The organism is Stratiformator vulcanicus, from assembly GCF_007744515.1.
In the GTDB taxonomy this organism is placed as follows: domain Bacteria; phylum Planctomycetota; class Planctomycetia; order Planctomycetales; family Planctomycetaceae; genus Stratiformator; species Stratiformator vulcanicus.
The window spans coordinates 47,399-70,689 of sequence record NZ_CP036268.1; the positions used below are offsets into that span (position 1 = coordinate 47,399).

General features: G+C 57.7%; 16 protein-coding genes. 9 read left to right on the forward strand and 7 right to left on the reverse strand.

Annotation, left to right across the window (positions count from 1 at the left end; translation table 11 throughout):
- Positions 1-5 precede the first annotated feature (5 nt).
- Positions 6-1,079, reverse strand: a complete 1,074-nt coding sequence (locus Pan189_RS00215) for a GNAT family N-acetyltransferase (RefSeq protein WP_145361963.1) — start codon at positions 1,077-1,079, stop codon at positions 6-8.
- A gap of 1,097 nt (positions 1,080-2,176) precedes the next feature.
- Here Pan189_RS00215 and Pan189_RS00220 point away from each other — a divergent pair.
- The 9 genes from Pan189_RS00220 to Pan189_RS00260 all read left to right on the forward strand — a co-directional run bounded on the left by Pan189_RS00220 (position 2,177) and on the right by Pan189_RS00260 (position 17,278).
- Positions 2,177-4,096, forward strand: coding sequence for a M14 family zinc carboxypeptidase (locus Pan189_RS00220; protein ID WP_310820879.1), 1,920 nt, complete (start codon positions 2,177-2,179; stop codon positions 4,094-4,096).
- 26 nt (positions 4,097-4,122) lie between these two features.
- Positions 4,123-5,406 (forward strand): hypothetical protein, encoded by a 1,284-nt coding sequence (locus Pan189_RS00225; RefSeq protein WP_145361965.1) that lies wholly within the window; start codon positions 4,123-4,125, stop codon positions 5,404-5,406.
- 88 nt (positions 5,407-5,494) lie between these two features.
- Positions 5,495-6,583: a hypothetical protein gene (locus Pan189_RS00230; protein WP_145361966.1), complete on the forward strand. Its 1,089-nt coding sequence runs from the start codon at positions 5,495-5,497 to the stop codon at positions 6,581-6,583.
- A 581-nt stretch (positions 6,584-7,164) separates the two neighbouring features.
- On the forward strand, positions 7,165-8,145 hold the full coding sequence (locus Pan189_RS00235) for a hypothetical protein (protein ID WP_145361967.1): 981 nt from the start codon (positions 7,165-7,167) through the stop codon (positions 8,143-8,145).
- Between the two features lie 347 nt (positions 8,146-8,492).
- Entirely contained in the window at positions 8,493-9,320 is an 828-nt protein-coding gene (locus Pan189_RS00240; protein ID WP_310820880.1) for a hypothetical protein, read from the forward strand.
- A 402-nt stretch (positions 9,321-9,722) separates the two neighbouring features.
- Positions 9,723-13,700 carry a plastocyanin/azurin family copper-binding protein gene (locus Pan189_RS00245; RefSeq protein WP_310820881.1) on the forward strand — a complete coding sequence of 1,326 codons (3,978 nt, stop codon included), beginning with the start codon at positions 9,723-9,725 and terminating at the stop codon, positions 13,698-13,700.
- Positions 13,701-13,844: 144 nt separating this feature from the next.
- The gene (gene hflX, locus Pan189_RS00250; RefSeq protein ID WP_145361970.1) at positions 13,845-15,218 is read left to right on the forward strand and encodes a GTPase HflX; all 1,374 of its coding nucleotides are present in this window, start codon (positions 13,845-13,847) and stop codon (positions 15,216-15,218) included.
- A gap of 292 nt (positions 15,219-15,510) precedes the next feature.
- Positions 15,511-16,143, forward strand: a complete 633-nt coding sequence (locus Pan189_RS00255) for a Uma2 family endonuclease (RefSeq protein WP_145361971.1) — start codon at positions 15,511-15,513, stop codon at positions 16,141-16,143.
- 217 nt (positions 16,144-16,360) lie between these two features.
- Positions 16,361-17,278: a ChbG/HpnK family deacetylase gene (locus Pan189_RS00260; RefSeq protein WP_145361972.1), complete on the forward strand. Its 918-nt coding sequence runs from the start codon at positions 16,361-16,363 to the stop codon at positions 17,276-17,278.
- Positions 17,279-17,354: 76 nt separating this feature from the next.
- Here the strand turns inward: Pan189_RS00260 and Pan189_RS00265 are convergent, their stop codons facing one another.
- From Pan189_RS00265 to Pan189_RS00290, 6 genes are all read right to left on the reverse strand, one after another.
- On the reverse strand, positions 17,355-18,155 hold the full coding sequence (locus Pan189_RS00265; RefSeq protein ID WP_145361973.1) for a FliA/WhiG family RNA polymerase sigma factor: 801 nt from the start codon (positions 18,153-18,155) through the stop codon (positions 17,355-17,357).
- Between the two features lie 120 nt (positions 18,156-18,275).
- Positions 18,276-18,533 carry a hypothetical protein gene (locus tag Pan189_RS00270; protein ID WP_145361974.1) on the reverse strand — a complete coding sequence of 86 codons (258 nt, stop codon included), beginning with the start codon at positions 18,531-18,533 and terminating at the stop codon, positions 18,276-18,278.
- A gap of 174 nt (positions 18,534-18,707) precedes the next feature.
- The gene (gene flhF / locus Pan189_RS00275; protein WP_145361975.1) at positions 18,708-19,970 is read right to left on the reverse strand and encodes a flagellar biosynthesis GTPase FlhF; all 1,263 of its coding nucleotides are present in this window, start codon (positions 19,968-19,970) and stop codon (positions 18,708-18,710) included.
- 96 nt (positions 19,971-20,066) lie between these two features.
- Entirely contained in the window at positions 20,067-22,145 is a 2,079-nt protein-coding gene (flhA, locus tag Pan189_RS00280) for a flagellar biosynthesis protein FlhA (protein ID WP_145361976.1), read from the reverse strand.
- Entirely contained in the window at positions 22,129-22,329 is a 201-nt protein-coding gene (locus Pan189_RS00285) for a hypothetical protein (RefSeq protein ID WP_145361977.1), read from the reverse strand. Before Pan189_RS00285 ends, flhA begins: the two co-directional genes overlap by 17 nt.
- A 60-nt stretch (positions 22,330-22,389) precedes the next feature.
- A complete protein-coding gene (locus Pan189_RS00290) occupies positions 22,390-23,205 on the reverse strand; it encodes a carbon-nitrogen hydrolase family protein (protein WP_145361978.1) in 816 nt (271 codons plus the stop codon).
- Positions 23,206-23,291 lie beyond the last annotated feature (86 nt).

A 23,291-nucleotide genomic window follows, 5' to 3' on the forward strand; every position in this document is an offset into this window, starting at 1 on the left:
CGAGGCTATTTCATCGCGGCCTGTTCGGACATGCGGCGAATCATGCGGGCGGGTCCGCTGAGGATCGGTCGCAACGCGGGCGTTTTCGCGGTTCGCCGGGCCAGTTCCCAAGCCGATTTCCCGGCCCGCCGGAGCGGACTGCAACTGACGATTCCATCGCAGACGGGAATCGTTCCGGACGCAAATTTCAGTTTGTACGTCTCATCGCCCCGCCCCAAATCAATCCGTTGAATTCCGTTTTCGGCCGCTGCTTCGGCGAGTAGTTGCAGTGAGATCAGCCCGGGCGAGTACTTGGAGAGCTCGCAATCGTAAGCCGGAAACCATGAGTGTAGCACGCCGCCGGACGCCATGCCGTAATGCATGGCCACGAGGCGATCGCCGGCATACATCGACGACAGAACGCCTTGGAACTCGGCGTCGCTGCGGTCGAGAATGTGGAGCAGCAGATCGAGCGTCCAGTCGAAATCGAAGATGTTGGTCAGATCGGTTCGAGCGTACTGATCGGCTTTCCAGCGGACGAGCTGGTCGAAAACGCGATCATCAGCATCGTGATAGGTGAAGCGGATCTCGCCGACTTCTCGCTCCAGCTTTCGCTCTTTGCGGCCGAGCGATTTGATTTCGCTGCTCTGCTTTCGTCGGTCCTCGATGTAGGCTTCGTACCCTTTCGACAGATCGATATAGGGTGACGTGTCTCGGGTTTCGATGTCGCCGCTGAACGGTTTCTGATTACCGTGCAAGTGGTCGAATCGCCACTCGGAGAGCCCGCATTTTTTTACGAACTCGCGGGTCGAAATCCGCAAATTTTGATGCCCGATGATCCCTTGGAAGTCGGAAAGCCGCCCGCCAACCGGCCGGCCGGCGTTGCCGGCTCCGAGTTGAAACGGAAACACGGCGACGATCTCGCTGCCCTCTTCGACGATCGCGACTCGCACGTCATCGCGGACCGTGGCCACGGCGTCGGTGAATTCCGGTCGGAAGTAGGGGCTGTCCAAAGAGGCGTCTGCCGCGAGCAGGTCGCGCCACACCTTGGTAATTGCGGGCGGAATGTCCCACGACGACAGGACAGATACCTTCTGCATGGGTTTCAATCATCGAAGAGAATAGAGGGCAGACGTCTCAAACTTACGCCTCAGTTATCCGTTCGAACGACTTTAATGGCAGGAATGCCGAGATACCGTGTCGACCAAACACAACGTCGGCGAGTCGACCGTTCAATCGGCCCAATCCGCGTGACCGATTCGTCGGGCCGAATGACCGGCATAATCGACATAGTTTGTCATTCCTACACGGCCGAAGCATCGCGCACGTAGAAGTTGCAACGATGTCAGGGCGTTGTGCAATGTTGGGCAGTGATCCGTAAACATTTTAATTTGAATGGGTTACGTCAAATGCATTTTTCCAGCGGTCTCGAAAACCCGGTTTGGCACGCCAGTCGCAATGTGGTGATGGCGGAGAGAACGACTTCGACAACGAACTCCCGCGGAGGGGAGTTCGACCCCGCCGAAGTCGCCAGAGGAACTGACCCACCGGCCTGCTGGAGAACAGGCTACCCGCCCACCTCATCGATCACGCCTCAATTTTCCCCCAAATGAGCCGGTTGGACCCCGCATCCGACCGGCTCATTTTCCTTTTGCGCCTTCAAAATTTCACTGATCAACTTCCGCTTGCGCTTCTGGCAGTGACGCAAGGCCGGCGGCGGCGTCGAATCTCCACCGCCAACCCGTGAGAGTCGCCGCCCCAATCTGGCGTTGCGCGACACGCCACGGTGCAGCACGGCGAAAAGCATCACAGTCTCTCAACATCCGCTGTGCCCCTGTGTGAAATTCTCCTGCTTGGTCGCCGCGCGAAATTCACCCCATCTCCCGAACACGTTGCGCCGTCGCGCGTTCGGTCGATCCACGGAGGGGTCATGTGTGAATATCGTGCAAATGTTTATTAATGCGCTTGCACCACTGAGCACCGTCGATATTGTCTTTTTTGAACAGGTAAAGCCTTCTGGCCTCAATGAGCGATCGGTCACATCGCAGCGCGCCAAAGTCCTCGGTCCTCTCTGACACCCTCCCCGCAGCAAAGACCTTCCCTGATGGCTGACAACCCTCGACCGCGACGCCCGCGCACCGGTCCCTCGTCGACGACCTCTTCGAATACTCGTCGGCCCGAACGATTGAAGCGACAGGTGCCCCGTGCAACGGAGGAGCCCGCGAAAGATGAAAAAGCAAAGCGGCCTTCAAGAGCTCAGCTTGCGAAATTAAGAGCCGCCCGAAAAACGGCGCAGGAGAAGGCGAAGCAGCAGACCAATCGCCGTATGCTGATTGCTGCCAGCGCGGTCTTAACTCTGCTATTCATCGTTGGACTTTCCTATTGGCCCAGCAGTTCCTCCAACACCCCCGCCTACCCCGGCGTTCCGACGCCGACAGCAGGCCCCGTCCAGCCGGCCAATTCACAGCCGAGCATCGTTGACTTGAGTTCGTCCGGACAGGCGGGCAATCACATTTTAAGTCCCGGTACCGATATATCGCAGGCGGGCGGATTTAACAGCTTTCTGAATCAGCCCGGAACAACAACGCTTGTTTCCACTGTCGGGAGTGCGAACGCGGCACCGGAAGTCGCCCCGGTACCGGATGACCCTTTGCTGACCGTGAGTGATTCGACCGGGGTCCGTCTCTCGCTGAACGTCGAAGGAGCCGCCCGCTTTTATGACATTAAGGCGGTCGGCCCGCGGCACTTTCGGGTCACCTTCCCGCCTGAAGGCCCGAACGAGTATTTCTCGTGGTTCATTGCCCGCGTCGAAAACGCCGCCGGTCAGCAGGTGCAGATCGACATTAAAGGCGTGCGTCGCCACTGGCGTTCGCAGACGCCGGTCGTCTGCTCCGATGATGATCCGTCGGCGCTTAAGAACTTCGAATCCCGGCCGGTCTCCAATCCACGCAAGCCGGTCGAGGCCGCGCACGGGCCGCTCCTGCCCGACACCTCGGGCGAACAATGGCACTTCGTGGACGAAGTCACCAACGACGGCAAGACCCACAAGCGCGGTCGCATCACGCTGCACGTAAAGCACACCTATAAGAGCGATTCGTCCTTAATTGCGATCCGGCCTCCTTACACGCCGAGCTATCACGAGAATTACCTCGCCTCGATCGAGTCTGATCCTTACGTCACCGTCCATCGCGTCGGCAAGTCGGAACTGGGCCGGCCCCTCTCGGTCATTCAGGTCGGCGGCTTAACCGAGACGGCCCGCAAAGAGAACCCCTGCCTCTTCCTCTACGCCCGCGAACACGCCGACGAACAGGACGGCAGCTGGACCGTGCAGGGAGCCATCGACTGGTTAAGAAAAGGCGAAACCGCCGAAGCCCGCCGCCTCCGCGACGAAATCACCCTCCTCGCCATCCCGCTGCTCGACCCTGACGGTGCAGCGCTCGGCATGCACGACCGGATCATGACCACGTTCTCTTACATAACCACGGTGCCGGAAGTGACGCAGGAACGGACCGAGGCGGTCCACTATACGCAGTTCTTAACGAACTGGGTGAACGCCGAGAATCGATTAGATATCGTCCACACCTATCACAACCCCGGCGCCGCAGGCTGGCACTTTCAATGTGCGATGATAGAGCCTGACAAAGAGCGCGCGGCCATGCTCAACAGTCTCAACAACGCGGTCACCCGCGATGTCGAGTCGAGCGGTTACCGCGTCGATACCCGACCGGTCAAGAAATTCTATGCCCACATGCGTTTGTGCAAATGGTGCCGCCATTACGGCTCGATGAATTACGGTTATGAAGTCAACGCGCGTTCGACGAAACGGCATTTGAATCTCGGGGAATTAAGACAACTCGGCACAGTCATTCTTTCAGAGAGTGCCCGGCAACTTCACGGACCACGGGGGAATTCGCTCATCACCGACATCGATGCCCTGCGTCTTCAGCGGGCGAGGCGATGGTTAATGCACTACGGCGACTTCGACGCACCCGACGACTACACGCGCCTAAAAGCCGAAGACGTACTCTCCGTCAAATCGCTGCCGGAATGGACGGAAGACCGCGAACTGCTCGGCCGACTCAATGACGCCTTAAACCGCTATCCCCAGTATCGTTAATATTCCCCTGGAATGAGAGGAAACAAATGATTGATTGGTTGAAGATTGGAACTGTGCTCGCAATCACGGGCATCGCTTGGCCTGTGGCAACGTACGCCGCTGACCCGGTCGTCGCGCCGAAGCCGTCACTGGGTTGCGGGTGCAATTTGCCGTCCGACCCGACTGCTGATGCGAAGCTCCGCCCGATATCAATGGAAGGCTTTGGTATGCCGGGTGATTGTAATGACGATAAGGGAAAGGACCTTCTTCATGACCCCTGCAAAAACGGTATCCCAGTCCCGAATGATACTCTCAATTTAAAAATAACCGATGGCAATGCGTGCTATGTCTGCGCCGACCCGGACGGACCGGGTCTGTGTTCTTACCCTTGTGCAGACGGCAAGTGCTATGAGTGTGATGCGGATGATTCGAAGCAGGGAAAAGACGCTTGCAAAACGTGTAGTTACAATAACGCGTTAAATTGCCCGACCTGCGACGAGGATGATGATGGTGTTCGCGATTGCCCTTCGTGCGATCACGATTCCACGGTCCCTGGAAACGAGTCGTGCAAAAAATGTCGAAATTGCGATAACGCCCCGGTGTGTTGTCGCTATGATAATGACGATGACGGAAAGTTGGAATCGTATTTTCAGCCTGTCGATGTGTCAGTAACGCCTATCGACTCATTCGGTGAAGGCGACGACAAAAAAGATACGATTTTAGACCCCGTGACGTGCGTCGCACTTCACAGTCCGCAAGTACCACTCGATCAGCGAAGGCAGTGGTTTAAATTTTCTGTTGATAACATCCCATGCAATGCGATAATTATTCAACGGGTTGAAGTCGATTGTCGGCGAATGACGGTGTGTGCCAATCCGTCCGGAACGCTAAAGACTTACGCATATTACGAGCACTGGAATCCCACTCCTGCTGCTCAATCGGCAGACAGATTTGACGAAGCATCATTCTTGCCACCACGCAATTTTGGCGCCACGAAAAAGTATGCGACTATTATGGGTCTATACAAACAAACCTGCGAAATTCGACTTATACCAGTCACCGCAGACGATTTCGTAAATGGCGATTGGACTCAGCTCAAAGACTTCAAAAAACCCGCGGCGAATGCGTTGAACGAAATCGGACCATTCGGCTGCACGACCGTTACCGGCGAATTACCGTTCCATCGGGAGAAAAGAGACAAGCCACCAGAAATCTGGAATCGCCCAGCATTAGGTACAGCATCCCGATCATTTACGGTAAAATGGAATTGCTGTGACCCAATGTTCGGCGTGACTTTTCCACAAGGCGTGTCGGTGGAAGCTCAACCATAGGGCGAACTATTGTGCAAGAAACTGAGATAATGTGAGTGCTTTTAAGAATGTAGTCAATAGCGGAAATCCTTGGCAGGAGAGTTATTTAATGAAGTTCCGAAATTGTGTCAAAGCGTTGTTGATAACAATCTCTATCTTGCCGTCTCTGGCACGAACTGCGGCTGGGGATAACCCGTCATACCATGACGGCGAGTGCAAGTTGAGTTCCGAAGCCGATATTTTAAAGTTGATAAACCAGATCGAAATGCCCTATCGAACTTGGCAGGAGGAGGAATGTTTTCGGGCGCTTGGCCGTAAAATTGAACGGCCGTGCCGTTATTCAATGCTCGATGCCGAGCAACTCAAAAGGGGAATAAAAAGTGATGTTCTTACGCATCAGGTGAATTGCCAGTGGCAACTGGCATTTCGACAGGTAATTGAGAAGTTAGTATCGAAATTATCTGATATTGAGGTGACAGAGCTGAAAGACGGAAAAGACATACGCGACGATTTGGCAGCCGAAAATGCCGAGCAAGTCCTCTCTGAATTTTCGCGAAAATTCGGCAAGTTTCTAGACATCGAACTGCCGAAATGGTTCAGTGAGTCGTTGAAGCGTGGAAATGTAGGATTCTCGGCATTGGAACGATGTGACGGACAGCCGTTTCGAGTTAAAAATGTGAAGAGCCCATTGTATTGGGCAATCGGGTTCCCGCCTTTACAACCGAGCGATAGTCGCGAGAATCAGATGCAAGGCAACGGCGAAGCAAACTTAATAGGTGGTGTTGCTCTAAGTCGTGGAGTAGAAGGGGTTCTAGTTAAGATTGAAACGGAGGACGGCTTTATCGCGTCGTTTGAGACTGCCTTAAATGTCGGCCGCCAAGCGATCGTGACGCGTGTTGACGATCTCTTGCTAATTGCTTTTATTGATGAGGTTGGCGCACCAAGCGCGACCGTCGCGTATGACATGAAGAAACTCACAAAGGTGTGGGAGGCCAGTCAGTGGGCGGCGGGGACAGTGGGCGTGGGAACCACCGGGATTCTTCCACATCCCAAAGCTGAGTGGCGGGTCGCGGACGGGAAAGCATTTTTATTCGGGAGAGCAATGTACGCGTTATTTGTGGAAGGTTACGATATCAAAACAGGTAATGTTATCTTTCGGTTTACTCCGTCAATTGATCTTCCTTTGGTACCGCAGTAAGACCGGAACACACCGACTCTACAATGTTTTTCACTATCGGCTTTTATCGGGTGCCGGGCAACGCCGGGAGCGATTCTTACGGTGCGAGCCAAGTAGGGTCCGCTGAGCGGACCGAGGAGCGACGTCGCATTCCGCTATAAAATTCGGTTTGAGTCGCAGGGCCGTCCCATCTCTTGCGTCGGCCCTGCTTTCATTGGTGGATGCTGAGTTGGGTTTCCCGCGTAGTTCCGACGGGAATATTGTAACGATAAAGCGCCGGGTTCCCGATCTGAGAACAGGACTGGGTGGCGGCGGGGGGGGAGCTTGCTCTACTTCATCCGGAAGACTGGCATACTTTCCCGTCTCGGCCACCGAGCCGGACAAAGCCCCTAAAGTTTGGGACAATCCAGTACTTGGCGTGAACGACCGTGAATTCAAACTTGAATTCGACTGCTGCGGCAACAATGCGACTGGAATTGACGTCGACTGAGTGTCGCTGGATTCTTGGCTTATTTACTTTTGAAAGGTATCCGATGCTACGTAAATCGTGTGTGAGTCAGACTCCAATACATTTTATATGTATAGGCTTCGCTGCGTTACTGGTGACCGACCAGATAACGGTCGCGGAAGAACCGCGAAATTGGTGTAAGAAAATTGACGCAACAGAGATCACTGCTGTTGTGCGATCGAAAACGCAGGTATTGCCCAGTGTTTTGTGTGCGCTTCAACTAGGCATCGAATTGGATGAAATTTCTTGTCGCTACTCCATGATGAGCGATGAACAAATTGCGAAGGGCCGAGAGTCTAAGCTACTGCAGCACGCGATATGCTGTGACTGGCAGTTCGCGTTCCGCTCACTTGTGAAACGCCGTTCAAAAGTCGACCAGGATGGCAATCCGGACGAAGCCACAGTGGCCGAGTTGAAAACGTTCACGGATAAGCTGCAAGTTCACCTAAAGACGCAACTCCCGTCATGGTTAGAAACTGCCTTAGCAAATACTTACTTGGCGGAGATCGGACCATGCTGCGGCACATACGATGTGGCTGATATCCCAAATAATGCACTACGCGAATGGGGTCCTGTCAGTCCAGTTGGTGATTCTAGGAAAGTAAAAGACTCTTTGAATGATGGCGATCCAAAATGGTACAAGATAACGGCCAATGTTGAGCGACAGAGGTCGGCGATCCTTTTAAAGTTCAAGACACGTAACGGCGATGAAGTCCGCCACTCAACAAAGTTGCCCTTTTCGAGTGAACTACTCTGCTTTGAGACAAAGACTGATTATGTTCTGTTCTGCATAAATTCGTTTGGTTCCCCTGGTGTAGTCTTTGCAGTCTCAAAAGACACCCTGAAGACGAACTGGGAAAATGGGAGTTGGGGATTGTCGACATGCGGCGGAGGAACCACAGGGAGTCTGCCCGAGACGCAAACGGCGTTTCGACAAGCGGGCGACAAGCTGTTAATTTGTCGTGCTGTGTATGATTCATTTTTCATTGAACGTTACTCGTTGAAAGATGGAAGTGTCGACCTTCGATTTTCTCCTCAGGTGGATTTTCCGTTATCGCCGGAGATTATCAATTAACGCTTTTGAAGCCGGGTTCCCGATCTGAGAACAGGACTGGGTGGCGGGTCTGAACCGGAGGGCCAGACCCGGATCACCCGCCGGGTGCCCGGAGGCGCCGCGCCCCTGTAGAGTGGGGTTCGCTCGCGGCTTTCCCGCCGGCTGCCCTGTTTTTTGATCAAACCAGGCAATTGAATTGTCCCGTTTTTGCGGAGAAAGCCCGGGCGAGCGGCAGGGTGTCCGGGCTCGCAGAGCAGGCCCGTCGGGGCGCCGGGCATGGCTGCGCTATCAACCAATTCATCGCCAGATGCGATCGACTGGGGGCAGGCGAAAGCGCCTGTCCCCAGCCACCCGTCGGAGTAGAAGTCATGTTATCTATCGTTAAAGGCCAGTTGAAAAACACGGCCGTCTTTTTCATCGTTTTTAGTTCGTTGGCGATATTGATGCCGGCCAGCAGTGGCGGTGATGCCTCTGATGTTTCGAAGACTGTTCTGGGTTACGTAAAGCCTTCGAATGTACGACCGCCGGAAAAATCTCTCTTTTGGAACGACGAATTCAAATACGATGTTTCGGCTAGCTACTTAACCGTTAAGCCCGTTCGCGATGCGAAAACAGGCGATATCGTCATCCCGTCGCTGATTATTGTTGTTCCCGAAGAGGCCTTTGAGGCAAATGCAAGCGAGCGTGCCGGTGATGTGAAACGGGTGCTCTCCAATTCACTCTATTACAACGAGCTTAAAGAGGGTGATGTGTTTGCGGTGCCGGGCGCGGGGACCGGTGTTTATAAAATTGCGAGTGTTGATATTGAGAAGCCGACAGTCACGCTCGAAATGCTGGCTGAGGATGTCATTGATTCGCTGGGCGTCGATGCTCCGCGGGGGCCGGTGGTGCTGTTCGGCCCTTCAGTCAGCTCTCTTAATCCGTTCGCCCTCACACTTGAGGCCAATGATCGCGGTAAAAAAACCGCCGCCTTCGATCTCGATGTTGTCGAGATTCGGGTCAGCGGCTCCAAAGTTCGCCGGGGCAATCAAAAGATTCGACTCGCTGAGGGTCGTTTCAGGGCCTATAAAGGCGCTGTCTTGCCGATAGGTGGGCTCGGCTTCAAAATCGTTAATGTCGTGCTGCCGGATGAAAAGCGTCAAATCGCCGGGTGGATTGAGCTCTCGAAAGAGCCGCCGATCAAGCTCCGTCCGTGATACGAGTTCACCAACGCCGGGGGCAATATGCCCCCGTGGGAAGGGGTTTGCTTACGGCTTGCACGCCGGCTGTCCGGTTTTTTGATGAAGATGAAATCGGGCAACGGAATCGTCCCCATTTTGGGGAGATAGCCCTGGCGAGCGGCGGGATGTCCAAGGGCCGGGCTCACAGAGCAGGCCTCTGCGAGCGCTTGGCATGGCTGCGCTATCAACCAATTCATCGCGAGATGCGACCCACTGGGGGCAGGCGAAAGCGCCTGCCCCCAGCCACCCGTCGGCTCATTTTCCCTTTGCAACTTCAAAATTTCACTAATCAACTTCCGCTTGCGCTTCTGGCTTTGATGCGAGAGGGGGACTATTCTCGATGTCCTCCACAAATCGCTGTTCTTTGCCGGAATGCTGATGCGCCCGATCTACCGCCTGCCGATTGCACTTATCGCTGCTTCGATTCTGATCTACTCGGGCCGACCGCTTGCGGCTGGTGACGGCAACGACGTTTTGCGGCCCGATAATCTGGTCGCGTGGTGCATCGTGCCTTTCGATGCGAAGGATCGCGGGCCGGCGGAACGGGCGGCGATGCTGAAGGAATTGGACGTCTCCCATTGTGCTTATGACTGGCGGCGGGAGCATGTGCCGACGTTCGAGGACGAGATTCTTCAGTACCGCGAGCACGGCATCGAATTCTTTGCCTTCTGGAGCGAACACCCGCGGGCGTTCGAGCTCTTCGAAAAGTACGACCTGCATCCGCAGATCTGGAAGACCGCACCCAGTCCTGCGGGCGACTCCGACGAGGCCCGCGTCGAAGCGGCGGTCAAGTCGCTGACGCCGTTAGTCACAAGGGCGGGCGAACTCGGTTCGAAGTTTGGCCTCTACAACCACGGCGGCTGGGGCGGAGAGCCGGCGAACCTCGTGGCGGTGTGCCGACGCTTCCGCGAACTCGGGCATGAGCACGTCGGGATCGTCTACAACTTCCATCACGCCCACGGGCATATCGAAGATTGGCCCGAAGTCTTCGCGGCGATGAAGCCTTATTTGCTGTGCCTGAATCTCAACGGGATGAACGAGGGTGCGAAGCCGAAAATCGTCCCGATCGGCCAAGGTCGGCACGAAGCCGAGATGATCCGCGTCGTTGTCGAAAGCGATTACGACGGGCCGATCGGCGTCCTCGATCACCGGAGTGAAATCGACGCCCGCGAGGCGCTCAAGCAGAATTTGGAGGGGCTTGCGGAGCTTCGAAAGAAGTTCGCCAAGGACGACAAACCGCAAGAGGATCGAGATGTCAGTGCAACCGAGCCGAAGAGCGCCGAAGGAGAATTCCCCTACGATCCGCAACTCATTTCCGCACTCATCAATGAGGCCAGCAAGGAGGGCGATGCGAAACGCGGGGCGGCCGTCTTCGCATCTGCGAAAACCGCTTGCCTCTCATGTCATCGTGTCGGAGCGCACGGCGGCAAGGTCGGGCCGGAGCTATCAAAAATTGCCGCGGAGAAGAAGCTGCCGCACATTGTGGAATCGATCTTCTGGCCCAAGCGCGAGGTCAAACCGGAGTACGTGGTGCATCAGGTGCTCACGATCGACGGCCGCATTCGATCGGGTTTTCGTCATGCCGAAGATGACGACCACTTCACCCTTCGTGACGCGAACACCGGCAAGCTCACGGCGATCCCGCAGGATGAGATCGACGATGTCTTTACCGGCAGCACGCCGATGCCCGCCGCTTTGGCGAAAGCGATGTCGCGTCGCCAACAGGTCGATCTGATCCGGTTTCTGTCGGAACTCGGTCGCGGCGAGGACGGCACCGTCACAGACGGAGTTCCTCCGGAAATTGATTCCCTGTTAGCCCGCCTCGGCTCGCACGCACCGGCTGACTTCCCTCTCTCAAAGGCACCGCTGGAACCGGCGCATTGGCCGAACGCATCGCATCGGGTCAATCGTGATCGCATCTACGATTTCTACACAAAGCAGGCGGAGCATTTCCGGCGAAGCGGTCCACCGCCGATGTTGCTGAAGGCCTATCCCGGACTCGACGGAGCCGATACCGGGCACTGGGGCAATCAGACAGAATCGACGTGGCGCGACGACCGCTGGAACAAGATGCGGCTTGGCTCGGTGCAGGCGGGCGTGCTGAATCTTGATGGTCGCCGGATCGCGCGGGCGATCTGCCTGCGGCTCGGCGACCATGCGGTCTGCTTCAATCCCGACACGCACACCTATGAGGCATTCTGGAAAGGCGGCTTCGTCAGTTATTCATCGACCCGGCGGGGCTTTCTCGGGGGGATGAAAGTCGACGGCAAACTCCTGTCGCTGCCCGCGTTCAAGCCTCGTCCACAGCCGGTCGAGTATCTGGGTTTCCACCGAGCGGGAAACGAAGTCGCGTTTCACTTTCGAGCCGAGGGCAGCGAGTATCTCGAAATCCCGCGGGTGGTTGCGGGGAAGCTCACCCGTACGATCGTCCCTTTTGAAGATCATCCGTTTCAATCGCTCTTGACCGGAAGCGATCCGACTTCGCCCAAGGTGTATGAGACGGAAATCGCCCTTGGCGACGGGTCGCCCTACGCGATCGACACGATCACGGTTCCGGAGCAGACCGAAGACAACTCGTTGTTCTTTTTCGGAGGGCACGACTTCCTGCCCGACGGCTCGGCAATGCTCTGCACGATGCAGGGGGACGTCTGGCACGTCAGCGGACTCGACTCCGGCACCGCACGATGGCGGCGATTCGCATCGGGGCTGCATCATCCGCAGGGTCTCGTCGTCGACGAAGATGGGGCGGTGTTCGTGCAGTGCCGGGACGCGTTGATGCGACTGACCGACGAGGACGGCGATGGCTCCGCCGACTATTACGAATGCTTCGACAAGTCGTTTAAGACATCGCCCGCCGGTCACGATTTTATTTGCGGGTTGGAGCGCGATGCCGACGGGAATTTCTACACCTCCTCGGGTAATCAGGGCCTGTTGAGAATCGGCGCCGATGGCGAATCGTCCGAAGTCATTGCGACCGGCTTTCGCAATCCCGACGGTCTCGGCCTGTTGCCCGATGGCACGATTTCGGTCCCCGCCTCGGAAGGCAGTTGGACGCCGGCCTCGATGATCTGTGCGGTCACACCGAAAGAAATCCAAAGCGGTGGTCGTCCGCACTTCGGCTATCGCGGTCCGCGGGGCGGCAAGCCGCCGTCGTTGCCGTTGGCTTATCTACCGCGAGCCCTCGACAACTCCAGCGGCGGACAGGTCTTCGTCGACGGCGATCGCTGGGGTCCGCTCAGCGATCAGCTCTTGCATCTTTCATTCGGAATGGGCTCGTGGTTTACGGTCCTGCGTGACGAAGTTGACGGCGTTCCGCAGGGGGCCGTGGTGCCGATGACCGGGGACTTTCTCTCCGGTGTGCATCGGGGTCGCTTCCGTCCGCAGGATGGCCAGCTCTATGTCACCGGTATGCAGGGCTGGGGTTCTTATACGATCGCCGATGGATGCTTTCAGCGGGTGCGATATACAGGGGCGAAGTTTCAGACTCCGATTGGCTTTCACGTGCACGAGAACGGGGTACGCGTTGAGTTCGCCGAGCCGGTTGCCGCAGAAGTCGCCACCGAACCGAAAAGCCACTTCGCCCAAAGCTGGAACTACCGCTACAGCGGCGGCTACGGCTCCCCCGAGTACTCGCCATCGCACCCCGGCGTTGCCGGTCATGACCCGCTCGAGATCGCATCTGCTCATGTCCTGGACAACGGGACGTCGCTCTTCGTGGAGATTCCCGAGATCCAGCCGGTCAGCCAATTGCATCTGCGATTGAACGTCAATCGCGCGGGCGAAGTCCCGACGGCAAACCCCGCGGGAACCGGGCACGACCTGTTCGTCACGGTTCACCGTCTCGACGCCCCCTTCACCGGCTTCCCCGGCTACGTCGAGCGGGACAAGCTGATCGCCGTTCATCCGCTGCTATCGGACATGCGGCTCAATGCGGCGCGGAAGCCGAACCCGTGGCGGAACGAGGTCAAAGGCGCTCAGCCGATCCGCGTCCTGACGGGTGAGAATCTCAGCTATCAGACTCGCGAGTTGACGGTCACCGCCGGGGAGCCGATCGCCTTCACGCTCGCCAATCCCGATGTCGTGCCGCACAACTGGGTGCTCGCCAAACGCGGCACGCTGCGAAGTGTTGGCGAACTCGCCAACAAGCTGATCGCCGATCCCGACGCCTTCGCCCGGCACTACGTCCCGAAGACGGCCGACGTGCTCGTGCATACCGATGTCGTGGGTCCGGGCGACGAGCAAACGATCTACTTCAAGGCCCCTGAAGAACCGGGGCGCTACCCGTTCCTATGCACCTTTCCGGGTCACTGGATGGTCATGAACGGGACGATGGTCGTAGGAGTTGTGGATGAGTGATCGCTGAACAGGCATGCCGATTGCGTCGGTAATTTGCGGCGCGCATTGCGAACCGCACATTGCTGGCGTGTGTCGAGCGGCTTAGACTGATAAGGGGCCCGGCTCGGGCCGAACGGTACCGACTTTCAAAATTCGAGGGCACGCTTGGGCGATCCGAAACGCGACCAGTTACAAGTCAAACAAAAGCGGGCGGTGCTCGCGGCGGTGATCACTCCCGACGATCCGCTCTCCAAAGAACACGCATTGGATGAACTGAAGGGGCTGGTTGAAACCGCGGGCGTGATGGTCGTCGGCGAGTTGATCCAGAACCGGCAGAATCCGCATCCCGCGCACTGCCTCGGCACCGGCAAGCTCGAAGAGCTGGCCGAACTGGCCAAGGCGACCGACGCCGAGCTGATCATCTTCGACAACAATCTCTCGCCCGCTCAGGGGCGAAATCTTGAAGAGCAGACCGGCACGGTCATCGTCGATCGCAGCGAGGTCATTCTCGACATCTTCGCTTCGAACGCCCGGACGTACGAAGCGAAGTTGCAGGTGGAACTGGCGCAATTGCTCTACTTCCGCCCGCGGCTAAAACGGCTGTGGACGCACTTGGAACGAATCGAAGGTGGTGTGGGAGCCGGGCGCGGTCCCGGTGAAAAGCAGCTCGAGACCGACCGCCGCTTGCTCGATCGACGGGTCGCGGAATTAAAGCGAAAGCTCGGCGAAGTCGAGGGGCGTCGCCGCCGTGCGGTCGATGCCCGCGATGAGAATCCGACGGTTTCGCTCGTCGGCTACACCAACGCCGGCAAGAGCACCTTGATGAACGCCCTCACGGGGGCCGATGTCTATGTGGCGAACAAGCTCTTCGCGACACTCGATACCCGGACGCGGAAGTGGTCGGTCCCGAACTGGGGCGAGTTGCTGCTGTCCGACACGGTCGGGTTCGTTCGCAATCTGCCGCACCACTTGGTGGCGTCGTTCCGCTCAACGCTCGAAGAGGCCCGGCAGGCCGATCTGCTGCTGCACGTCGTCGATGCGAGTAATCCGGAAGCCGAGGAACAGATTCGGACGGTCTACGAGGTGCTCGAAGAGATCGGCGTTGAGACCGACAGCGTGCAGCTCGTCTTCAACAAGATCGACAAGGCGGAAGCCGAAGGGCCGTCCACGCTCGATATCTTAAGGCGTGAGTTTCCCGATGCGGTCTCCGTCAGCGCCGCTACCGGTCGCGGGATCGAACGCCTGACGGAACTCGTCACCATACGGTTGGGTGACGGCTATGTCGACGCGGTGATCGATACCTCCGCGGGCAACGGCAAGCTGCTCGCCTTCCTCGCGGCACACGGCGTGATTCAGAATCGGGACTACGTCGATTCACGTGTCCGCGTTGAAGTTCGCCTGCCGCGGACGACGGCCGACCGCATCTTCGCGGATGAGTCGTTAGTGGATGAGGACACGAAGTTCGAACTCCTTTCGGCAAAGTCGGGAGAATCGCTGGGCGACCCGCTCCAACCCGCAACGCACGCGGCTTCAGGGTGAATTGAATCGCAACGCTCAACAAACAAGCCCGTCGCCAAGCAAGAGACTTACTCACGAAATCACGAAAGAGTTTAAAGCTTATGATCAGATGCGAAGCATTTTTAAGATGATCAACTGCGCTAATTCTCGCGATGATAAAGTCGCGATCTCAAGTCGCGTGGGCTTTTCCTATTTTCGGGCAACCCTTTCCATACAATGGGAATTTGCGAGCTAATCCCTTGCTGGCGTTGCGGGCTTGTTTGCGTTCAGAATTATTTTCGAACTCTTAGGGCACTTCTTAAAGACGTTTGCCATGTCGACATCCCGCAGCATTGACGACGTGATCCATCACCCGCGACCGGGTGAGCCGGCGTACTTCATCGCGGAGTTCTGGCCCGATCAAGGCCGGTGGAGCGAAGAGGCTTATTTTCGGCTCCCCAAGCAGCAGGGCGTGGAACTTGTTGACGGTCGATTGGAGATGCTTGCTGTGCCGACAACTACTCATCAGCGGCTCATGAAATGGGTGTTTCGACTCTTGATGATCAGCGTCGATGATCGCGGCTTGGGCGAAACGTTTCCGGCTGGGTTGCGGGTTCGAATCCGAGCTGGAAATGTCCGCGAGCCCGATGTCGTTGTTGTTCTAAATCGCCGACCGGGAGCCGACGAAAATCGAGCTCTCAATCACGCCGACCTCGCTGTTGAAGTCGTCAGTCCCAGTGATCCCGATCGCGATTGGGTTGAAAAGCACCGCGATTATGCGGAGGCCGGCATCAGCGAATATTGGATCGTCGACCCACGCGACCGCACGTTGACGATCTTCTCACTCGACGAGGCCGGCGTTTATCAACAGGCGGGTCGCTGCGCAAGCGGGCAGACCGCGCGATCAACCTTGCTGCCTGACGTGACCGTAGTCATCGATGAGCTTTTTGCCTGCGTGGGCGAGTGACAAGCTGAGCAGTTGGCTTTGACGGCCGGATGACGTGGATCACGGTTCGTCTTGGATCGAGTGAAAGTCCCCATCGAAGTCGATTTGATGCCGTGATGTCACCACCGAGGCGAATTTGCGGATGCAGGGGCTTACATGGGCCTCCTTCCCCGTTTAGGCTTTCTGATCGACCTCAACGCTTTCTTTCAGTGACGTTTCATCCGATCGAGGAATTGAAATGAATTCGAAGCCGGTTACCGGAGAATACGCACGCGAACGGCAGGTGCCTCGCCGCGAAGCTTTAGGCACTTTAGCGGCCGTTGCCGCAGGGGCGATGACGGTTTCGCCCCGCTCGCTCTTTGCAGCCGAGACCGACAAGCCGGTTCGACTCATCACTCGTGCCGACGATCTTGGCGGGATGCGGAGCCTTAATCACGCGGTGATTGAGTGCGTCGATCCCGGGATTGTGCGAAACGCTTCGGTCATGGCAACGACGCCTTACACTGCCGAGGCCGCTAAGACGTTTGCCGCTCGTGAAGACATCTGCTTCGGGCTGCATTCGGTGCTGACATCGGAATGGGACGACGTGCGGTGGGGACCGGTCGCCCCGAAAAAGCATGTGCCTTCGCTGCTTCAGGAAGACGGCACGCTGCATCAGTTTCATGCCGGACTGAAGGGCGTCAATGCCGATGAAGCCCTGATCGAGCTTGATGCTCAGCTCGCGAGAATTAAGAAGTTGGGCTTTAAGCCGAAGTATGTCGACTCGCATATGGGGGCGGTCACACACGTTCCGGAATTGCCGGAGAAGTTTGCCGCGTGGTGTGCTGCCAACGATCTGTTTGACTATCGCGATGCGAGCATTACCAAACCCCCCGGCGTACATGGATACGGCAGTGTTAAAAATCGTCGCAAGCCGGATGACTTCCCCGATGTCGTGCTCAGCGCAATTAAGAAATGCACTCCGGGGGAAATTTACCTTCTTAATGGACATCCCGCCTACAACGATGCCGAAACCCAAAAGCTGGGCCACGACGGCTACGCTGACGGAGCCGTGGCAAACAATTTGAACCTCGAGCGATTGGTCTTCACGGATCCTCGCATTATCGAATTGTGCGAGAGCGATGCCGTGGAACTGGTGCGCTACGACGAACTGTAATACTTTGGATTATGCATCAATAAAAAAGCCCCGGCGTTGAAACGTCGGGGCTTTTCGTTTGGTGCCGAAAGGTCGATCAACCGAATTCCGGTCGACGACGGCGGAGTTGGTCTTTGAGGCGTGCGACGATGCTCGAGTGCATCTGGCTAACGCGGCTTTCAGAGAGGCCGAGCGTCTGGCCGATGTCCTTCATCGTCAGCTCTTCGTAGTAATAAAGGATGATGATCAGCCGCTCGTTGCGATTGAGGCCCTTTGTGACGAGCTTCATCACGTCCCGCTTCTGCAGGCCGAGCGTCGGATCTTCGCCCTTCGAGTCTTCGAGGATGTCGACTTCGCGGACGTCTTTATAACTGTCGGTCTCGTACCATTTCTTATTGAGACTGACGAGATTGACGGCCGAGGCTTCGGTCTTCAGTTTTTCGAACTCTTCGATCGGCAATTGCATCTTGCCGGCGATTTCCTGATCGGTCGGTGGCCGACCGTGTTCGGCTTCGGCCGATTTGCGGGCCGCTTCGAGCTTTGAGGCTTTGCTGCGAACGAGCCGAGGGACCCAGTCCATCGTACGGAGTTCGTCGAGCATGGCCCCGCGAATTCGCGGCACGCAATACGTTTCGAACTTAACGCCGCGTTCCAGATCGAACGCATCGATCGCGTCCATCAGGCCGAAGACGCCCGCACTGATGAGGTCGTTCATGTCGACCCCCTCGGGCAGTCGCTGCCAGACACGTTCGGCGTTGTAGCGTACAAGAGGCAGGTATCGCTCGATCAGGCGATTGCGAAGTGCCTGATCCGATTGGTCGACCTTAAAGGCCTTCCAGACATCGGTGACATCCTCGGCCTTGGTTCGTGCGCCGGCATATTTCGTGTGTGTCGTCATCCAGCCCTCCGTGGTCTCGTCATCGTCCGTCGCAAATCCTTGCGAGGACGTTTAATCGGTCGGTTCCCGTGCCGCTGTCTTCCCGCTGCCTTTACCGTGTCATCTGCTGCGAAATGCCGATCACTGATTGTCGTGATCGCTCGAATCATCTGCCGTTTCTTGCGTCGCACGCACGGCATTATCGAATCGAATAGCGGCGACTTCTTCCGCGAGTCGCCGGCCGATCTCTCCGAACACAAACCCCAGCAGGTAGAAGATCGCCCCTGCGGCGAAGGATGCCAGCAGCCCGGGGATGACGGCGGCTCCGGACAGCGCCGACTGCGCTGCGACTGCTGCGAGTGCGATCAGTCCGAGCCGTTGTGCGTAATGGACCGCCATTAATTTGAGTGTCCCGTCGGCACGGTCGGAAATAGGAGACGGCGCGCGGCGGCCGCCATGGCTTATTATCGGTCATCGTCGGTTCGTTCTTGAGAAAAACTGTCGGAGGCCTCGAAGTCAGGCCAGCCGTTAAACTTTGCAATCGATCGTTCCGCCCGGACGTCCGGGTTTTAATTAAGCGTTCGGCGTCAGGGGGAGAATGGCGTTGGCTGCGGCGTCGCTGGTCGCGGTTTCGAAATCATCGGGAACGTTTTGTCCCGTCGTGAAGTAGCTGAGCGGCAGACCGGAGTGTCGGCAGAGCGTGACAATTCCGCCCGCGCCGTCGGCTTCGTCCAATTTGCTGGCGACCAGGTGAGTCACGCCAACGCGGCGAAATTGGTCCACGGCGTTTAAAAGCGCCCGGCGGCTTGCGGCGACACTGACGACCAGATGCACTTCGTCGACATCGGCGGCATTAAGCAGGTCGCGCAGTTCATCAATCTGTCGGGCATCTCGTGGACTGCGACCGGCTGTGTCGATGAATATTAAGTCGACGTCGGCGAGGTCTTCCAGCGCGTCACGCATCTCGCTGCGATCGGCGACGACTCGCATTGGCAGGTCAATAATTTCGGCGTAGGTCTTCAGTTGTTCGACTGCGGCCACCCGATACGTGTCGACGGTGACCAGACCCATTGAGACATCGCCCCGCATTTTCAGGTCGGCGGCGAGCTTCGCGATGGTCGTCGTTTTGCCAACCCCGGTCGGGCCGACGAGCGCGACAACTTTGCGTTGACCCCGCACGGGCTCGATCGAACCGCCGCAGCGGATCTCCGCACCAAGACGATGATGGATGGCCTCTCGGAGCGAAATGTTCGGATTGGACCGGGCGGTCGTGACGAGTCGGCGAGCGTCCGTATGATCGACGCCGCTTTGAATTAAGTCCTCGTAGACTTCCGTCTGCGTCTCGTCGAGTTGATCGTCCTCACCAAAACGGCGTTCTCGCTCAATTCGCTCCAACGCTCGCTGGATGATGTCGAGCCGGTTCGCCAATGCGTCGGTCTGATCGACGGCGGGCGCGGCTGATCGTTGGGGGCGAACGGGACTCGTCGTCTCTGGCGAAGCCTTTTCTTCGGTCTCGCTCCATCGGCCGTCCGTCAGGGGTGAGTCATAGTTCTGCGTGGCGATTTCGCGGACGATATCGACGGCTTTGCGCTCCTGAATTGTCATTGCGGGCGCGGGCCGACGGCGGGGCGGTGTGCGCCGGGCTGCCGCTTTCGTGGTGATGCCGAGTCCCGCCGTAATTTCGACTTCCGCCTTCGGTTGAGAAAACGACAGCAGCCGCTTGCGGGCCGGGACCTCACGCGTGTTGAGAATGACCGCATCGGAGCCCATCTCGCGTTTCACGCGGTCGAGTGCGTCCTGCATTGATGCGGCTCGAAAGCTGCGAATATCGGGCATGATTTGAGGCAGGCAGGAGGAGGGCGGGCTGTGCCCGCCGGTTTAATGTTGAGAGTTGAGAGGTGAGTGACTCTTGTTGTCAGCTCTAATTGCGTCTTAGCCGCGGACGTCGGGGACGCTGCCGTGGACTTCGACATTGGTGTCGCGTGTGATTTCGTTAAGGCTCAGAACGGCGAGTTTGGAGAGAGAGCTACGCGTGATTTGTTTCAGCCCGGCCCGAACCTGCGGCCCGCACACGACGACGGCGGGATGGCCCGCGGAGGTCAGTGCGGACAGGGAATCGGCCAGTTGTTTGACGGTCTGATCGACGACGTTCGGCGGAAGTTTGATCGCCAGTCCCGCTTCGCCAAATTCGAAGCCTTTGGAAAGTGTGTCTTCCAAACCGGGATCGAGTGTGACGCAATGCAGGACGTTGTCGCGGTCGCGGTACTGCTGGCAGATCGTGCGGGCCAAGGCGTTGCGGACGTATTCGGTCAGAATGCCAAGGTCTTTGGTCCGGTCGGCAAAGTCACCGAGGGTTTCGAGGATCGTTTCGAGGTCCCGGATCGGCACCCGCTCCTTGAGCAGGTTCGCGAGGATCTGATGCACCTGCGAGACTTTGAGTTGATCGGGAATGAGCTCTTCGACGACGTTCGGCGAATGTTCTTTCAGATTGTCGAGAAGCTGGTGGACGTGCTGGCGGGTGAGGATTTCTGCGGCGTGGTCGCGGACGATCTCGGTCAGGTGCGTGATCAATACCGCACTCGGCTCGACGACCTGATAGCCGTACAACTCGGCCCGTTCGACGGCGGATAGTTCGATCCAGTGGGCCGGTCGACCGAACGCCGGTTCGGTCGTCTCGACGCCGGGGAGTGATCCGGAAGCTGCGCCGGTATCGATTGCCAACCGGGCATCGGCGTAGGCTTCGCCTTTGGCGATTGGCACATCGCGGAGTTTGATGCGATAGGTGCGTTGATCGAGGCGAATGTTGTCGCGAATTCGGACCTTCGGCAGGATCATGCCGAGTTCCTGCGCGATTTTATTGCGAATGCGGACGACCCGATCGAGCAGATCGCCACCGCTCGAGGGATCGGCGAGCTTGAGCAGTCCGACGCCGAGTTCGAGTTCGAGCGGATCGACGAGCAGGTTCTCTTCCGGCTTTGGTTCGGGCCGCTGGGCCTGTTCCTGCTGCCGCTCCTGCTTGGCTTGCTCGACAACTTTCTGCGAATTCGATCGCCGGAGACTGACCCCGACGACGGCGCAACCGGCTCCCAAAGTGAGCATCGGCATCGTCGGCAATCCGGTCAGCGACAGGGCGACGAGAAAGCTCGCGGCCAGGAACATCGCTTCGGGATGCCGAAACATCTGGCCGACGACGTCCTGCGGCAGGTTGCTGGCTGAGGACGTTCGCGTGACGACAAGTGCCGCGGCGAGAGAGATTAGAAAGCCCGGAACTTGAGTGACGAGACCGTCGCCGATGGTCAACGTCGTGAAGACGCGGGCGGCGTCGGAGGCATTCATCCCGTTTTCGACCATGCCGACATAAAAGCCGCCGGCGATGTTGATCAATGTGATCACGATCGAGGCGATCGCATCGCCGCGGACGAATTTACTGGCACCATCCATCGACCCGTAGAAATCGGCTTGGCTGGTAATTTCTTCGCGGCGGGATTTGGCTTGTTCGGACGTGATTAATCCGGCGTTCAGATCGGCGTCGATCGCCATCTGCTTACCGGGCATGCCGTCGAGCGCAAATCGCGCGGCGACTTCACTGATCCGCGTCGCACCCTTGGTAATCACAAGGAACTGAATCGCGATCAGAATGACGAACAGGATCACTCCGACTGCGAGGTTCCCGCTGGTAACGAAGCTGCCGAAGGCTTCAATTACGCCCCCGGCCGCATTGGTTCCGTCGGTCGCCCCGCGGCTGAGGATGAGTCGCGTACTGGCGACGTTGAGCACCAGTCGCACGAGCGTCGTGCCCAGCAGAATCGCCGGGAAAACGCTGAATTCGAGCGGCTTGGCGACATAGATGGTCGTCAGCAGGATCAGTACCCCGATCGTGACGTTGCACGCCAGAAGCATGTCCATCAACACCGGCGGCAGCGGCGCGACGATTACAAGAATCGCCGTGACGATGAGCACGGGGAAGATCAGACCGCGGGTACCCGCGAGGATGTCACGCAACGATCCCATGGAGGTCGCTTTGGCCTCTGAGCCGGAAAGGGAATGGTGGTAGCAGTGGGGAAGTCAGCTTGGAGATGAGGGCCGATTGATAGCGAATCTGGACCCAATTGATCCAGTTTTCTTCGACGCCGCGGAACATTTTGTAAATGTTTCCCCGGTTGGCATCGGTTTCGCCGGGATCAGGCGACCACATTCTGGACACCGAACGGAGCGAAACGCACGGCGCGCTAGACGGTCGACGATCGGCACGCGGTCATACGCCCGAAAGCGCATCGTTGAGCAGCGTCGGTATGACCGAGCGGCAACGATCGACATCGGCGAGCTCAATTTCGGCATCGATGACTTCTGCATCCGTCCCGGCCCGGGCGAGAACTTCGCCCCACGGTGAAACGATCATCGAATGGCCGAAGGTTCTCTTGCCGCCGGGGTGCTGTCCGCATTGGTTCGGAGCTAAGACAAACGAGCCGGTCTCGATGGCACGCGCACGCACCAAGACTTCCCAGTGGGCCTCACCCGTCGCCTGCGTGAAAGCGGCCGGGATCGATAAGACGTTCGCACCCGCCTGTGCGAGCCGTCGATACAGCAGCGGGAATCGAACGTCGTAACAAATCGACAGACCGATCGTTCCGAAATCGGTCGGCACGGTCGTGAGTGAACTGCCGGCTTGGTAATAGTCGGATTCGCGATGCGCTTCGCCGCCCGGCAGCGAGACGTCGAACAGATGAATCTTGTCGTACGTCGCGGGTGGTGAGCCGTCCGGCGAAAACAGATAGCTGCGGTTGGCGACCTTCGTGGGACTGAGCGGAACATGCAGTGAGCCGACGAGAATCAAGCAATTCAACTCCCGCGCCAGCGCGGCGAATCGCTCCACGCCCTCTGTTGCTTCTCGCTGAGCGATCGCGACGAGCGATGACGTGTCGGCGATCATCGCAAGCACATTTTCGGGCAGCACGATCAGCTTCGCTCCCCGCCCGGCCGCATCACGGCACAGTTCAATCGCGCGGCCCAGATTGCGCGAGAAATCGTCACTGGAATTGCACTGCACACAGGCGGCGGTGAATTGAATCATGACGGCAATACCTGCGGAGCGAGCATCCGATGAATGCCGCTTCAGCCGGAACAGACGCAGTGGCGAACTCGCTTCAACCAGCGTGG

Coding starts and splice junctions, on each gene's coding strand:
- Pan189_RS00215 (WP_145361963.1), bottom strand. CDS start 1,079: ATGCAGAAGGTATCTGTCCTGTCGTCGTGGGACATTCCGCCCGCAATT.
- Pan189_RS00225 (WP_145361965.1), top strand. CDS start 4,123: ATGATTGATTGGTTGAAGATTGGAACTGTGCTCGCAATCACGGGCATC.
- Pan189_RS00230 (WP_145361966.1), top strand. CDS start 5,495: ATGAAGTTCCGAAATTGTGTCAAAGCGTTGTTGATAACAATCTCTATC.
- Pan189_RS00240 (WP_310820880.1), top strand. CDS start 8,493: ATGTTATCTATCGTTAAAGGCCAGTTGAAAAACACGGCCGTCTTTTTC.
- Pan189_RS00245 (WP_310820881.1), top strand. CDS start 9,723: ATGCGCCCGATCTACCGCCTGCCGATTGCACTTATCGCTGCTTCGATT.
- Pan189_RS00255 (WP_145361971.1), top strand. CDS start 15,511: ATGTCGACATCCCGCAGCATTGACGACGTGATCCATCACCCGCGACCG.
- Pan189_RS00260 (WP_145361972.1), top strand. CDS start 16,361: ATGAATTCGAAGCCGGTTACCGGAGAATACGCACGCGAACGGCAGGTG.
- Pan189_RS00265 (WP_145361973.1), bottom strand. CDS start 18,155: ATGACGACACACACGAAATATGCCGGCGCACGAACCAAGGCCGAGGAT.
- Pan189_RS00270 (WP_145361974.1), bottom strand. CDS start 18,533: ATGGCGGTCCATTACGCACAACGGCTCGGACTGATCGCACTCGCAGCA.
- flhF (WP_145361975.1), bottom strand. CDS start 19,970: ATGCCCGATATTCGCAGCTTTCGAGCCGCATCAATGCAGGACGCACTC.
- flhA (WP_145361976.1), bottom strand. CDS start 22,145: ATGGGATCGTTGCGTGACATCCTCGCGGGTACCCGCGGTCTGATCTTC.
- Pan189_RS00285 (WP_145361977.1), bottom strand. CDS start 22,329: ATGTGGTCGCCTGATCCCGGCGAAACCGATGCCAACCGGGGAAACATT.
- Pan189_RS00290 (WP_145361978.1), bottom strand. CDS start 23,205: ATGATTCAATTCACCGCCGCCTGTGTGCAGTGCAATTCCAGTGACGAT.